Source organism: Mucilaginibacter daejeonensis (genome assembly GCF_020783335.1).
GTDB classification, from domain to species: domain Bacteria; phylum Bacteroidota; class Bacteroidia; order Sphingobacteriales; family Sphingobacteriaceae; genus Mucilaginibacter; species Mucilaginibacter daejeonensis.
The window spans coordinates 2221724-2236143 of sequence record NZ_CP086068.1 but is presented as its reverse complement, the minus strand read 5'-3'; the positions used below and the strand labels follow the sequence as shown (position 1 = coordinate 2236143).

10 protein-coding genes, 1 other RNA gene and 1 riboswitch are annotated in these 14420 nt (G+C 47.3%); of the genes, 8 read left to right on the top strand and 3 right to left on the bottom strand.

The genetic code is table 11. The features are described 5' to 3' along the window. Window positions 1–138: 138 nt before the first annotated feature. Complete coding sequence (locus LLH06_RS09380; RefSeq protein ID WP_228173107.1) at window positions 139–1011, top strand: PAS domain-containing protein; 873 nt, start codon at window positions 139–141, stop codon at window positions 1009–1011. A gap of 151 nt (window positions 1012–1162) precedes the next feature. Continuing rightward, window positions 1163–1999 (top strand): phosphatase PAP2 family protein, encoded by an 837-nt coding sequence (locus LLH06_RS09375; RefSeq protein WP_228173106.1) that lies wholly within the window; start codon window positions 1163–1165, stop codon window positions 1997–1999. Here LLH06_RS09375 and LLH06_RS09370 read toward each other — a convergent pair. Next, the gene (locus LLH06_RS09370; RefSeq protein WP_228173105.1) at window positions 1970–3241 is read right to left on the bottom strand and encodes a sensor histidine kinase; all 1272 of its coding nucleotides are present in this window, start codon (window positions 3239–3241) and stop codon (window positions 1970–1972) included. The genes LLH06_RS09375 and LLH06_RS09370 overlap by 30 nt on opposite strands. Continuing rightward, window positions 3238–3915, bottom strand: coding sequence for a response regulator transcription factor (locus LLH06_RS09365; RefSeq protein WP_228173104.1), 678 nt, complete (start codon window positions 3913–3915; stop codon window positions 3238–3240). The genes LLH06_RS09370 and LLH06_RS09365 overlap by 4 nt, the downstream gene beginning before the upstream one ends. Before the next feature lie 154 nt (window positions 3916–4069). Between LLH06_RS09365 and LLH06_RS09360 the strand changes: the two genes are divergently transcribed. Next, a complete protein-coding gene (locus LLH06_RS09360; RefSeq protein WP_228173103.1) occupies window positions 4070–6514 on the top strand; it encodes an outer membrane beta-barrel family protein in 2445 nt (814 codons plus the stop codon). A 28-nt stretch (window positions 6515–6542) separates the two neighbouring features. Here LLH06_RS09360 and LLH06_RS09355 read toward each other — a convergent pair whose 3' ends face one another. Then, window positions 6543–7622 (bottom strand): acyltransferase family protein, encoded by a 1080-nt coding sequence (locus LLH06_RS09355; RefSeq protein WP_228173102.1) that lies wholly within the window; start codon window positions 7620–7622, stop codon window positions 6543–6545. 173 nt (window positions 7623–7795) lie between these two features. Here LLH06_RS09355 and rnpB point away from each other — a divergent pair. The 5 genes from rnpB to LLH06_RS09330 all read left to right on the top strand — a co-directional run bounded on the left by rnpB (window position 7796) and on the right by LLH06_RS09330 (window position 14414). Beyond that, an RNA gene (gene rnpB / locus LLH06_RS09350) (RNase P RNA component class A) lies at window positions 7796–8175 on the top strand. A 125-nt stretch (window positions 8176–8300) separates the two neighbouring features. Continuing rightward, entirely contained in the window at window positions 8301–9701 is a 1401-nt protein-coding gene (locus LLH06_RS09345) for a sigma-54-dependent transcriptional regulator (RefSeq protein ID WP_228173101.1), read from the top strand. Window positions 9702–9777: 76 nt separating this feature from the next. Beyond that, window positions 9778–9979: riboswitch (cobalamin riboswitch) on the top strand. A 100-nt stretch (window positions 9980–10079) separates the two neighbouring features. Next, window positions 10080–12128: a TonB-dependent receptor gene (locus tag LLH06_RS09340; RefSeq protein ID WP_228173100.1), complete on the top strand. Its 2049-nt coding sequence runs from the start codon at window positions 10080–10082 to the stop codon at window positions 12126–12128. A 7-nt stretch (window positions 12129–12135) separates the two neighbouring features. Beyond that, complete coding sequence (locus LLH06_RS09335; RefSeq protein ID WP_228173099.1) at window positions 12136–13272, top strand: YncE family protein; 1137 nt, start codon at window positions 12136–12138, stop codon at window positions 13270–13272. Between the two features lie 23 nt (window positions 13273–13295). Then, window positions 13296–14414: a YncE family protein gene (locus LLH06_RS09330; protein ID WP_228173098.1), complete on the top strand. Its 1119-nt coding sequence runs from the start codon at window positions 13296–13298 to the stop codon at window positions 14412–14414. The last annotated feature ends 6 nt before the right edge of the window (window positions 14415–14420 follow it).

The following is a 14420-nucleotide window of genomic DNA, read 5'->3' as shown; positions in this document are numbered from 1 at the left end:
ATAGCTGGTAAAGTAGAAATTTTTGGATTATAAATTGGTCGTACAGTGAACTAAAGATTGTATTACTGATCACACATCTCTTCCTAAATTGCTATGATGTTTATAAATTAGGGTTTCGCTGTTCCTATTATACTTATCATGAGAAAGTTCAATTTACTGCTGATCATAGTTTACCTGATCGCAGGCACCATCTGGTTGGTTTCTGGATCTTGGCTCATCAATCGTCTAAAAGCGCTTGACCCCACAGCAGACCTGCAATACTTATTCGACATCAAAAACTTGGTTTTCCTATTGGTGAGTATTATCAGCATCGTGTTGATCGTAAATGCAAGGTATAGCCGCTTACTACTAAAAGAACAGGTATTGAATAAACAATTGAGCGAGCAAGAAAGATCGCTTAGAAGTTCCGTAATAGATTTTGAACTTGTTAATAAAGCAACCAATGATGTCATCTGGGATTATGACATCCTGAAAGACGAGCTCAAGTGGCTGCATGGCTATAAGGAACTATTCGGTTACCAAGACCTGTTGGTGGTGAAAGCCGCCTTTTGGAATATGCAAAAGATCCATCCGGAAGATCAGAAAGACGTGATCGCCATGTTCGATGCTTTGCTGAATGGGGATCAGCAGCGCTGGAGCGTGGAATATCGTTATCGATGCAGCGATGGGACCTATAAATATGTTTCCGATCGTGGGTACCTCATCCGTAACGCAGCTCACGAACCGATCCGTATGCTGGGTGCGATCCAGGACATAGACCGGCAAAAGACCTATAGCCAATTACTGGAAAGGCAGAACGAGCAACTTAAACAAGTAGCCTGGCTTAACTCTCACGAGATCCGGCGACCGCTGTGTAATATCACCGGCCTTATTCCATTGATGGAGTCGTCAGTAGATGATCCGGAAACGATGGCTTCATTGATAGCCATGATCAAGCGGTCGTCGGACGAACTTGACAATAGCATCGCTAAAATCAACGAGACCGCGGAGGCCGGTTTCACTGTAACTTAGTGAGCCTGTCAAAATATATAAATGATCCGAACACCTTTGATAAATAGTGGATATGACGCATATCGATCAAAAACCTGTATCGTCTCCAGAACTTCTCCAAGATCTGACTGTATCTATGTAGCGCTGAACTCTACCAACAGCTGCTTGGATCTTGAAAAATATCATTGTTGTTCTTCTTTCGTTAGGCTGTTCCTTTAACGCTTTTGCACAGGTCGCTGGTAATGATACCGCCCGTAAAAACATTGTTGACACGCTTAAAAAGGACCTTTTTACAGCCCCCGATACCGTACAGCACCTTCGTAGCAAGGCGCTTTCATTGGTGCCGCCAGCGGCACTGGTTGGATATGGAGTAGCCTCGTTCTATATCAAGCCCATGCGCCGACTTGACCGTTATGTTTATAAGGAGGCACAAGAACACAACTTTGTATTCAAACGGCATTATGAAGATTATTTTCAATACGCCCCGCCGGTATTGGTATATGGATTGAACTTGGCCGGTGTTCATGGTAAGAACACCTTTATTGACCGCACGCTCATTTATGTGATGGCACAAGGTATGATGAGCTTTTCACTTTATGCATTGAAGCATTCCACACGCCGATTACGTCCCGATGGCAGCGATCGTCTTTCTTTCCCATCTGGCCATACAGCGAACGCGTTCGCAGGAGCGGAGTTCATGGCGCAGGAGTTGGGTGGGGTGTCGCCTTATTATTCCGTGGTAGGTTATGCCTTTGCGACCACGACGGGCGTCTTTAGGATCTATCACGAAGATCACTGGTTGAGCGATGTGATCGCCGGGGCAGGATTTGGTATCCTGGCCACTAAGGGCGCTTATCTGCTCTACCCCTATCTTCGGAACGCGATTTTTAAGAATAAAACATCAGCGACTAAGACAGACGAAAAGCATAAAGAGAATATGAGTTCGACCCTGCTACTTCCATCCTATCAGAACGGCGCACTAGGGTTGACCTTTAGCGCCAGCTTTTAGATCAACAGTGAACTGATGCAACTCATTCGAGTATCGGTATTCAAGCTGCATGTTATAGTTATCACAGATCTGCTTGCACAGGGTCAGCCCCAGGCCGGTCCCTTCTGATGTAGATGACCTTTGGAAACGATCGAACACGCGCTTAACATCAAGAGCGACATAGACACCACTATTGATGACCTGAAGGCGATGCGGCTCAAGGTCTATCTGCAAAACGCCCCCTATTCGGTTATGCCGTATTGCATTACTGATCAAATTGCCAATGAGCACTTCCATTAAAAGCAAGCTGGCATTCACATTTGTGTCTTCCAAATTTACCTTTACTTCCAGATCCAACGAGGCCGTAAGCTCCTCCAAGTGCTCCAAGGTCTCCCTCACCAACTCTTTAATATCTACGATCTGAGTATCGGTGATCAATTGATTCTCGATCTTGGCCAGCAACAACATAGACCTGTTGAGGCGGGTCAGCTTGCGCACCGCTTTATAAATATCACTCAACAGCTTGCTTTGATCATCATTAAGGTCACCGGTTTGCAAATAGCTATCCAATTTAGAGTTGATCACTGCTATGGGCGTCATCAATTCGTGCGATGCATTTTCCGTAAAAGCCTTTAAGGTTTGGTAATCATCCTTTACATGATCGGCCATCAAGGAAACAACGTCGTTAAGTTCTCTGAATTCATCGATGTTGGAGTTGACCGGACTAATGCTTCTGTTATCAGCCAGACTAAACTTCTTGAGCTGATGCAGGATCTGGTAGAACGGCCGCCAGATGCGCGACAGAATCACACGATTTACCAGAAATAGTGCGGTCAACAAGGCGATGATCAGCCCCAGTGTGATCAGCAAGACCACTTTGATCAGGTCCTCGGTCTCTACCTTTGATTGCACCACTAATACCTGGTACATCTTGTCGCCAATATTTACTTGGGTATACAATGCCCGTCCGGGCTCGAGGTCGCCATCTTTCAGATCACGGTAGACAGTGTCTTTAAAACGCCGTTCGAGCGGGTGCCGGGTCTCAATGAATTGGATCTCCTGATGATTGGTCTTGAAAATTTGTGGCAAGCGACCGTTAAGCGCAACAAAATCATGCACTTCGTTCTCCTCCACTACAAGTGCCTTATCGACCTGATGGGTCAATATACGGCTAATGGTGATATAGTACACCACGGCTGCGATGACCATGATCAAGGTGGTCACCGTAATGTTCAACCTATCATATTTGGTTAGAAGCCTCATGCCTCGGTGAACTTGTAACCCATTCCATAGGCGGCTTGGATAGGGTCATTACCACCCGCTTCAACTATCTTTTTACGCAGGTTTTTAACGTGGGAGTAAATGAAGTCAAAATTATCCGCAATGTCCACGCTATCGCCCCAAAGGTGTTCGGCAATAGCATTTTTAGACACTACCTTGCTTTTGTTAGCGATGAAGTACAGCAGCAAAGCATACTCCTTTGGCGTAAGCTTAATCACGCGGCCTTTAATTTTTACTTCCTTGGCGCTGAGGTCAATATTCAAACTACCTATATTTAAAAAGCTGCTTCCATTGAACGCCTTGCGCCTTACAATAGCGGTGACCCTTGCCCTAAGTTCTGACAAATGGAAGGGTTTTGTTAGATAGTCATCGGCTCCAAGGTCAAGGCCGGTCAGGCGGTCGTCCAATGAGTCTTTAGCTGAAATGATCAGCACCCCGTCGGCGTATTGCCGGCTCTTTAGGTGTCTTAGTATATCCAGCCCGCTGCCATTAGGCAAGCCAATGTCGAGCAGTATGCAATCATAACGATAAAGCTCCACCTTGGCCATGGCTGTGGTGTGATCACTGGCGGTCTCACAGATGCTGCCCTCCTCTTTTAGGTATGCTTCGATACTTTCGCGCAAGGCTGCCTCATCTTCAATGACCAGTATCTTCATGACAGTTTTTTGTTCAAAAATAGTGATCGATCTTGTAGAAATTTAGCATTGACGTCCATCATTTTGATGCTGATGATCTTTATCCGATCAGATCATGTTGCATCAACGAACACATCCAGATTTTATACAGATTCCGTGAGGAGATTTGCTCCTGATGAGACCGTCACTTCTACTGATACTGATATTTATTACCAACATCGTGTTCGCCCAAGGTAAGATCACCGGTAAGATCGTGGATGCCACGACCAATGCCCCGGTCGACTATGCCACCGTGGGTCTTTTTGCGCAAGGGAGTAAACAGCCTGTAAGCGGCATCACCAGCGATGATAAAGGTAATTTTACCCTGACGAACATCAACAATGGTGAATACCATATAACGGTGAACTTCATCGGATACAAGGAGTATGGGGCCGATCATGTCATCATCAGCGATGATCAGAAGGCGGTCACGCTGGGCACTATCAAGCTTATACCCGCCAGTAAACAGCTGAACGAAGTGACCGTTACCGCCAAGGCGCCGGTGATCGAGAATATGATCGATAAAATGGTGTACAACACGGCCAACGACCTGACCTCACAAGGTGGAGTTGCACTGGATGTATTGAAGAAGGTGCCACAAGTGAGCGTAGATATAGACGGTAACGTAGAGTTGCAGGGCAACACAAGCGTAAGATTCCTGATCAATGGCAAACCATCCACCATGTTCGGCAGCAGTTTAAATGATGTGCTGGCCTCCCTACCCGCAAGCCAGATCAAAAGTATAGAGGTGATCACCAGTCCGGGTGCAAAGTATGATGCGCAGGGCCTGGGTGGCATTATCAACATCATTTTAAAGAATGATAAGCTACGCGGCATAAGTGGTAGCGTGACCGCCTCGGCCGGCACACGTTTGCAGAACGGCTCAGAAACGGTCAGCGTAAGGCGAAACAACTTTGGTGTATCAGCATTTTTGAGCGGTAATGCGCAGATCAATACCCGCACCATGAACCTCAACGATCGCACCTCCACAGATGCCTCTGGCCGTTCTACCCGGTTGATCCAGAATGGTTATAGTGATGTGAGGCGTAAGAGCTATAATAGCGGCATCAATGTAGACTGGTCACCTTCAAAAGCCAACAGTTTTACCGCATCTTTGACTGTGGATCAGTTCGGTAATCGGAATCAGGGGATGACCGCTCAGCAACAGACCGCCACGGGCCTGGCCGATGTGCTTAGTCAACGGACATCGTTAAGTGACCTGAGCAACCACAATATCGATTGGAGCCTTGACCACAAACACAAGTTCAAACGCGAAGGACAAGAGCTGGAGATCCTGTACACTTACAGTCAAGGTAAGAACAACTCGTCATACGATCAGCAGCAGATCTATAATGGCCAGCTATTACCCTTTTCAGCGTCAGCCAGTACTAATCCAGGCACCAACCATGAGACCAATATCTCTGCTGATTACACCCAACCGATCGCAAAAGATGTGTTGTTAGAAACGGGGGCCAAAACGATACTGCAAAATATCAACAGCGTAACCAACGTAAATAGTTACGATGCAAAGACCGGTGCGTACAGCTATGACCCCGGCCAATCATACAAATTAAAATACGACCGCAAGATCTACGCCGGATACGTTTCGCTGGGTGCTTCGCCGTTCAAACAAATTGATGTGAAGGCTGGCCTGCGCATCGAGCATACTAATACACATATTGGCTTCCCTGGAACCACTATCCCCTCCTATACCACCGCAGTTCCAACTGCTGTGATCTCGCATAAGTTCAGCGATGTATCGTCATTGAAAGTGAGCTATACCAAACGTATCGAACGGGCCGAATATCGCGAGCTGAATCCTTTTGTGAACTTGAGCGACCCTTACAACATCATCACAGGTAACCCTCTTTTAAGGCCTGAGATCGGCAATGTGTTCGAGCTGGGGTATAACCGTTCCTTCAGGTCTAGTGGTAGTTTATACATCGCGCTGTTTTCAAGGCATAATAGCAACGATGTGAAGACCTACACTAACTTCTACAGCCAGTATCGTGTGGGCGACTCAGTATATCGTAACGTGTCCGTGACCAACCGACAAAACATAGGCACCGAACAGAACACAGGCCTTAACATATCAGGTTCTGTGTATCTCAGCAAGAAGCTTAACATAAGGACCAACACGTCCATTATAGACAAGTACATCGTTAACAAAGTATATGGTGGTCCATCGGTTAATGCCCTCATCGTCAGAGGCAATATGAATGTGAGCTACCAATTCACAAATGATCTGATCGGTGAGGCCTTTGCGAACTATAATTCGCCAATGAAGAATATACAGGGCCGCACACCCAAATTTGTTACTTACAACTTAGCTTTTCGCAAGCAATTAATGAATAAGATGGCTAGTATAGGGTTCACCACCACTAACCCGTTCGCTAAATATGTTGATCAGCTAACCACCATTGACCATGCGGCCACATCTAACGGAGCACCTTATACCAGCTACAGTTTACGCCGGGTTCCATACCGGTCGTTCGGTATCAGCTTCGCTTACCGCTTTGGAAAACTGGATGCCAAGGCCAGCAAAATTGAGGAGCCACAAGTGAAGCCGATCGAGAATTAGACCAGTGAAACCATTGGCTATATGTAAGTTATCTTCGCCCCATAAACTTTCGGTTGAGATAATTCCTAAAAGGCCGATCGTATTTGATCATCACCAAATACGCGATCCCGATGAGTAATGTTGTGGTGACAGGAATGATCATAGCGAGTATCGACATGGACGGATGATGAGCGAGATAATAATTGCCGAACATCCACATCACCGCATAGTGTGTCATATAAAAAGGATAGGATATATCACCTAAAAACGTGCAACACGCTTTCGTGCGGTTTGTTATGACGGCTCCGGCCCCGATCATAATGATCAGCGGGAAATAAAACAGCACGATCAAAAGTTCGGTAAGCGAATTGAACTGAGTATGAGGCGAAATGAACGCCAGGAATAACAAAACGGCGATAACGATAAAAGGCAACTTATTTCGGATGATCAGCTTATATCTAAAAATGAGTAGACCGGCCGTGAACGAATAAGCTATACGGGCTCCACCATCCCAAAAGGTTGGCCCGCTCCATCCCCCAAGCAGGTTGCCTGAGCGGTAGGCAACGCCAACCAAAAGACCAGCGGAGAGCAATGCCATAACTACCAGGTAGCGACGGTCAAGGCGCCAAAGCACTAAGGCATAAACAATATTGGCCACATACTCCCAAAACAATGACCAGGATGGCGCATTGAAGCTGAACAGGTTAAACCCTCTATCGGCGATCACCGGCAACGGGATGAGCAGTAATGAACAGACGAACGCCAGTATGATCTTCCCACTGCTATAAGCCTCTGGATGCCCTCCGAATGGGTCTAACAAAAAAGCCAGAAGGCCTAATACCGAACCCAGTATCACCAACGGATGTAGCCTGATGATCCGTGCTTTAAAGAAAGCAAGGACCCCTATATCGGCCATCCGGTCGTCATAGGCATAACCGATCACGAAGCCCGAAAGGCAAAAGAACAGGTCGACCGCCAGAAAGCCGTGACCGATAAAATTTTTTGGAGGATCAGTATATACCCATTCCATAAAGTGGAATATTACCACCGCCAAAGCGGCAACGCCTCTTAAGCCATCAAGCACCTCAAAATGAGGTTTGCTATGTATGATCGGTGTGTTAGTGTCCATAAATGGTGATCCTGATAGCGCTAAAGGTAATGAACACGGGCCAGATCAAGTGTGTTCTTATCTATGTAAATGCCACCATGCTCTTAACCAACGTTATACGCGTTATAGCTCTAACATCGGGCTTGAAGATCACAAGATGGCCTGACGTTATACTTTAATGCGCTATATTTGTCCTTGCAAAAGGCTCTATCGCTGCCTGTAGATACAGGTGGAGGAAAGTCCGGGCAACATAGAGCATCCTGCTTCCTAACGGGAAGGCGCCTTGCAGCGGGCGACAGCCAGTGCCACAGAAAATATACCGCCTTGCTTTGCAGGGTAAGGGTGAAAACGTGAGGTAAGAGCTCACGGCGGGTATGGGTGATCATACCTGCGGTAAACCTCAGGAGTTGAAAGACCAAATAGGTCCCGAAATGGAAGTTGCTCGCTTCTGTATGGCGCTTGCGCCATCGTTGGGATGGGTAGGTTGCTGGAACCGGCCAGCGATGACCGGTCAAGATCAATGATAGAGACTGCTCACGCAGTACAGAACCCGGCTTATAATTTTGCTGCTGTTTTTTAGCCCTTTGCGCATTTATTTGCACAAAGGGTTATTTTTTTCAAACAAAAGCACAAGTGTTTGTTTTAATGTACAGATCTCTATATTAGCATCTGAGACTATCTCCTCCTTGAAAGAAAAACATGGCGAAAATTTTAATTATTGACGACGAACGCGCGATACGTAACACGCTGCGCGAGATCTTGGAATATGAAGACTACACTGTAGAAGATATAGATAACGGTATCGACGGACTACAACTGATCGAAAAGAAAGATTACGATCTGGTACTCTGCGACATCAAAATGAACCGTATGGACGGTATGGAGGTACTGACCGAAGGCTTAGCCTTAAAACCAGACCTTCCGTTCATCATGATATCAGGCCACGGTACGGTTGAGACCGCCGTTGAGGCCAGCAAAAAAGGAGCTTTTGACTTTATATCGAAACCACCAGATCTTAACCGCCTACTGATCACCGTTCGCAACGCGCTGGATCGCGGTAGTTTGGTGACCGAGGCCAAAGTATTAAAACGTAAAGTATCGAAGGTTCGCCCGATCTTAGGCGAGTCGCAGTCGATACTCAAGATCAAAGAGACAATCGATCGCGTTGCACCTACCGAGGCGCGTGTGTTGGTCACCGGAGCTAATGGTAGCGGTAAAGAGTTGGTAGCAAGATGGTTACATGAGAAATCGAACCGTCATAACGCACCGCTTATCGAGGTCAATTGTGCCGCTATCCCATCCGAATTGATCGAGAGTGAGTTGTTCGGTCACGAAAAAGGTTCATTTACCTCAGCTGTTAAGCAGCGTATCGGTAAGTTCGAATCGGCTAATGGCGGTACACTGTTCCTTGACGAAATCGGCGATATGAGCCATTCGGCACAAGCCAAAGTACTGCGTGCCTTGCAAGAGAACCGCATTACCCGTGTAGGTGGCGAAAAAGAGATCGAGGTGGACGTGCGTGTAGTAGCAGCGACCAACAAAGATCTGCTTAAAGAGATCGAGGATGGCAATTTCCGTATGGACCTTTACCACCGTTTGAGTGTAATCCTAATCCACGTGCCACCATTGATCGAGCGCCGTGACGATATACCACTACTGGCTAACAGCTTCTTAGAGGAGATATGCAACGAGTACGGCATGCCAACCAAGCGCATCAGCGAAGCTGGTTTAGAGGCACTTAAAGCCTTGCCTTGGACCGGTAATATCCGTGAGTTGCGTAACATGATCGAGCGTTTGATCATCCTGAGTGATAAGGTGATAACCGATGCTGATGTGCGTTCGTTCGCTAACCCATCGGCTCCTGTTACGGCATTGCCAGCTTCCACTGCGGCAGCTGCAGAGACGGCCGCCGCTCCGAAAACGAATTTTGAGCAATTCAAGAACTTCCAGGAGTACAAAGATTTTGCCGAGCGTGAATACATCAAGTTCAAACTCGAAAAGAACAACTGGAACGTGTCAAAAACTGCGGATGACATTGATATTCAGCGCAGTCATTTATATAGTAAGATCGAGAAATTTGGATTAAAAAGGGGTGAATGATCACCCCTTTTTTCTTGAAAATTCTTGCTATTTGTATCTAATTTCTTCTTTTCTGCATAATTAGTTGCCCATTGACTATTTTCGCCCTGCTTTTGGTTTGCGGCGGCTCACTGCCTCACCGTAATTAAAAGGGAATCCGGTGTAACTCCGGAACTGTCCCGCAGCTGTAAGTTCTACTCAACCGATATCCGATCTGGGTCACTGTTGGTCATCGCACCAACGGGAAGACTGGGTAAAGGGGAACAAGTCAGAATACCTGCCGATCGCATAACTTATTCATAGCTTTCGCGGATTGAAGCTGAATGAAGATACTTTTCGTGTTTTTCATTTGTAGTGTACAATTTTCGGTTCGCTGTGGGTTTTAACTGACCACGCAACATGAGAACTGCCGTACCCAACATGCCCTTTAGGCGTGACAGGTATTTATTGTCTTTTAAGTACGTTGCCGCAACTTTAGCGGTGATCGGTCAGTGTTGCGTGGTTGCGAACGCTCAAACCAAGCCTGATACAAGCAAGACCTATCAACTGCGCGATGTGCAGATATGGGGCAACAGCAATGGGTTGGCGGCCTCCTCTCCTACACCCGCACAGGTACTCAGAGGCGCGGCCCTTGAACGACTGAACAACCTTTCGGTAGCCGATGCCATCCGGTATTTTTCAGGCACTCAGCTCAAAGATTATGGAGGCGTGGGCGGCTTAAAAACGGTGGACGTGCGTAGCTTAGGTAGCAGCCAGGTAGCGGTGTTCTATGATGGAGTTCAGCTGGGTAACGCTCAGAACGGCCAGGTGGATCTTAGCAAATTCTCTTTGGATAATATCGGTGAGATAGAACTTTACAACGCCCAGAAAAGCACCATCTTTCAACCGGCAAGAGGACTGGCAGCCGGTAGTGCGATCTATTTGACCGCCAAGGCTCCACAATTCCGCGATGGGCATAATGATGTGGTCAAAGCAGCGATTAGAACGGGCTCCATGGGCTTGTTCGCACCATCGCTATTATGGGCTCACCAATTGAGCACCAAGGTTAGCTCGTCGGTCAGCACCGAATATATACAGGGAAATGGCCGGTACAAGTTTAGGTATACCAACGGCGTCTTTGACACCACGGCCATCAGGCAGAACGGCGACATACAAGCCTTCCGGTCTGAAGTTGGTTTTCAAGGCCAGCTGGCTGATAGCAGCTCTTGGTCGGTCAAAGGCTACCTGTACACCTCACAACGCGGTTTGCCAGGCGCTATCGTGTCCAACCGTTTCAACTATACCCAGCGCGAATGGGACCGCAATTTGTTCATTCAGTCGGCCTATCAGCGGTTAGGCAAGGTATATAGCTTAATGGCTCACGCCAAATATGCCAACGATCTGTTGCGCTATCTTGACCCCGACATCGTGACCGTAAACGGGTTGTCTGATAGTCGCTACCATCAACAAGAACTCTATTTATCGTTAGTTAATAAATTCAATATCAATACCTTTTGGAGCACCGTATTATCCACGGATTACATACGAAATACGATGCAAAGCAATATCTACCGCTTTGCCGAACCTACGCGCAATACGCTGTTAGCCGCATTGGCTACGCAGTTGAAGTTCGATCGGTTAGATGTTCAGGGCAACCTCCTGGGCAACTTTGTAACCGAGCATACTAACTCAGGCACATCTGCGCCCGACCGTATCAAGTACACACCGGCGCTAATGGCGTCGTGGCAACCATTGCCAGATCCATCCTTCCGGTTTCGAGGCTTTTACAAAAGCATTTACCGCATCCCTACTTTCAATGAGTTGTATTACACCTTCATCGGCACCGCCGATCTGCAGCCTGAGTTCAGCCGTCAGTATGATGCCGGCTTTACTTTTCAGCGCGCCCTTCAACGTGGAGCGTTGAAGCAGATCAGCATCCAAACTGACGCTTATTATAACAAGGTCGACAACAAGATCATTGCAGTACCGGGTCAAAACCTACGCCGCTGGACCATGCAAAACGTGGGCAAGGTCAACATCAAAGGGATCGAGACCAACATCCGCTCCACATGGCAACTCAATAGCTTGCTTTTATTTAACGGCGGTTTAAGCTATACCTATCAGCAGGCCCTTGACGCAAGTGCTGACGCGATCGCCGATCAACAGATTCCCTACACGCCGGTCAATAGTGGTACCGTACTGGCCGGATTGCTTTGGCGTAAACTTAGCCTTAACTACAGTTTTGTGTACACGGGCGAGCGTTACGACCAACGGGCCAACATCCCACAGAACCGGGTGGAGCCCTGGTATACACACGATCTATCGGTGAACTACCAGACCCGGCTTGATGAGCATCAACTCAAGTTAGGAGCCGACGTGAACAACGTCTTTAATCAATATTATGATGTGATCGCCAACTACCCTATGCCAGGCCGGTATTACCGCTTCAACATCAGTTTTACTTATTAGGTCAACAATGAACATCAGAAAGCTATCATATATAACAGTTGCCGTCGCTGCTTCCATGATCTTCTTAGCGAGCTGCCGTAAAGATCCCAAGCCTGCCGAGGAAACGACCCAAACCTTGTTCCCGGCCGACCCATCGAGCAAGGTCAAAGGTCTATATGTCTTGAACGAAGGCAACATGAACCTCAACAAGGCCTCATTGGACCGGGTAGACTACACCACGGGGTTGTTCCATCAAAACGTCTATGCCGCCGTTAACCCCGAGGTCACTAAAGGACTGGGCGATGTGGCTAACGATATGGCCGTGTATGGCAGCAAGCTGTACATCGTGGTCAATAATTCAAACAAGATCGAGGTGCTTAACGCCCGCACGGGCAAGCGCATTAAGCAAATCGATCTGCTCAACGGCCGCTACATTACTTTTAGCCAAAACAAAGCTTACGTGAGCGCTTACCTTGGCACCGTGGGCGATCCTAATTCGCCTAATGGTATAGTGGCTGAAATAGATACAGCCTCGTTACTGATCGAACGACGGGTGAACGTAGGCCGCCAACCCGAAGAGCTGGCCGTTATTGGCGATCAGCTCTATGTGGCCAACTCAGGTGGCTACAGCCCTTCCAATTATGAGCGTACAGTATCTATTGTAGATGTCAATAGCTTCAAAGAGACCGACCGCATTGATGTGGCGATCAATTTGGAGCGCCTTAAAGCCGATCGTTTTGGTGATCTGTACGTCACGTCAAGAGGCGATTATCAGTCCATCATACCCAAACTATTCGTGATAAGCTCGACCACCAAGCAGATCAAAAAAGTGTTCGACCTACCGGTGCGCAATATGTACATGGATGATGACCTGCTTTATACTATCAGCACTAATGGGAACAGCGCAACCCAACCCTACTTATACGGCACCATCGACGTCACCAACGAGACCCATACAAGCCGGGCACTCATTACCGATGGCACCGACAAACAGATCAGGCTTCCATACGGCATAGCCGTGAACCCTATCACTAAGGATGTACTGATCACTGACGCTAAGGATTATGTAACGCCGGGTACCCTGTACTGCTTTGACCCATCGGGTAAAAAGAAATGGCAGGTGACCACCGGCGACATCCCCTCACGCTTTGCATTCGTCTATTAACATTATATATAACAAATACGAACATGAAAAAACCTCTACTCCATCTTGGCCAGAACATCGGTATCGTTGTCGCGGCTTGTGCCCTTTTATTTAGCTCATGCAGCAAGGATGATGACACCATTTACCCTGAGATCAATAGCACTGCCGGCGTATATGTGCTTAACGAAGGTAACTATGGCCAGGGTAATAGCGAGATCACTTATTACGACATTAATAAGAACGTGGCCAACAAGACCTTTTACAAAAGCGTGAATGGCACATCCCTTGGTGAGACCGCTACTGATCTGGAGCGCTATGGTAACAAGATGTATTGCGTGGTGAGCGGCATGCAAGGTGCGCCAAAGTCGTTCGTTGATGTAATGAACGTGGCTACCGGGAAGACCATCAAACGCATTTCATTTAACTCAACTGCCGATGGTTATCTGCCACGCAGCATTGCTTTTTACCAGGGCAAAGCCTATGTATCGCGTTATGATGGCAAGGTGAGCCGTATAGATACAGCGACGCTTAATATTGAAGCTGATGTGATGCTGACCCCATACCTAGAAGGCCTGGCAGTTGCCAACGGCAAGCTATACGTGGCCAATAGCGATTATTTGCTATCGGGCAAAAACACCGTATCAGTAGTGGATTTGCGCACCTTTACCAAGATCAAAGATATTACTGTCACCCAAAACCCGGTGCGGGTAGCTGCTGCTCCTAACGGCGACATTTACGTGATCAGTTATGGTGATTATAAGAACATACCTGGTAACCTGGATCGCATCAGCAGCCTGACCGATACCAAAGTTTCTACCGGGACCGTGGCCGGTGTTGACTATGGCTCGGCAATGGCTTTCTCGACCAGGAAATACCTTTTAAGCGTAAGTGATGCCACTACCTTTGCGCCGGTTTTAAAGAACCTCAACTTAAGCACTGGCACGCCGTCGACCAACTTTGTAGCTGATGACACCAAGATCGGCGTTATGTACGGCCTGACCATCGATGATTTTAACGATGATGTTTATATAGCCGATGCCATTAGTTTTACCAGCAATGTAGGCAAGGTGATCTGCTTTGGAAGCAACGGCCGCAAAAAATTCAGTTTTGAGACCGGAATATTGCCACAACACGCAGTATTTAATTATAATTACAAAAATTAATTATTG

What these genes read in the sequence shown, in the direction of transcription:
- LLH06_RS09380 (WP_228173107.1), top strand. Translation starts at nt 139, where the DNA reads ATGAGAAAGTTCAATTTACTGCTGATCATAGTTTACCTGATCGCAGGC.
- LLH06_RS09370 (WP_228173105.1), bottom strand. Translation starts at nt 3,241, where the DNA reads ATGAGGCTTCTAACCAAATATGATAGGTTGAACATTACGGTGACCACC.
- LLH06_RS09365 (WP_228173104.1), bottom strand. Translation starts at nt 3,915, where the DNA reads ATGAAGATACTGGTCATTGAAGATGAGGCAGCCTTGCGCGAAAGTATC.
- LLH06_RS09360 (WP_228173103.1), top strand. Translation starts at nt 4,070, where the DNA reads ATGAGACCGTCACTTCTACTGATACTGATATTTATTACCAACATCGTG.
- LLH06_RS09355 (WP_228173102.1), bottom strand. Translation starts at nt 7,622, where the DNA reads ATGGACACTAACACACCGATCATACATAGCAAACCTCATTTTGAGGTG.
- LLH06_RS09345 (WP_228173101.1), top strand. Translation starts at nt 8,301, where the DNA reads ATGGCGAAAATTTTAATTATTGACGACGAACGCGCGATACGTAACACG.
- LLH06_RS09340 (WP_228173100.1), top strand. Translation starts at nt 10,080, where the DNA reads ATGAGAACTGCCGTACCCAACATGCCCTTTAGGCGTGACAGGTATTTA.
- LLH06_RS09335 (WP_228173099.1), top strand. Translation starts at nt 12,136, where the DNA reads ATGAACATCAGAAAGCTATCATATATAACAGTTGCCGTCGCTGCTTCC.
- LLH06_RS09330 (WP_228173098.1), top strand. Translation starts at nt 13,296, where the DNA reads ATGAAAAAACCTCTACTCCATCTTGGCCAGAACATCGGTATCGTTGTC.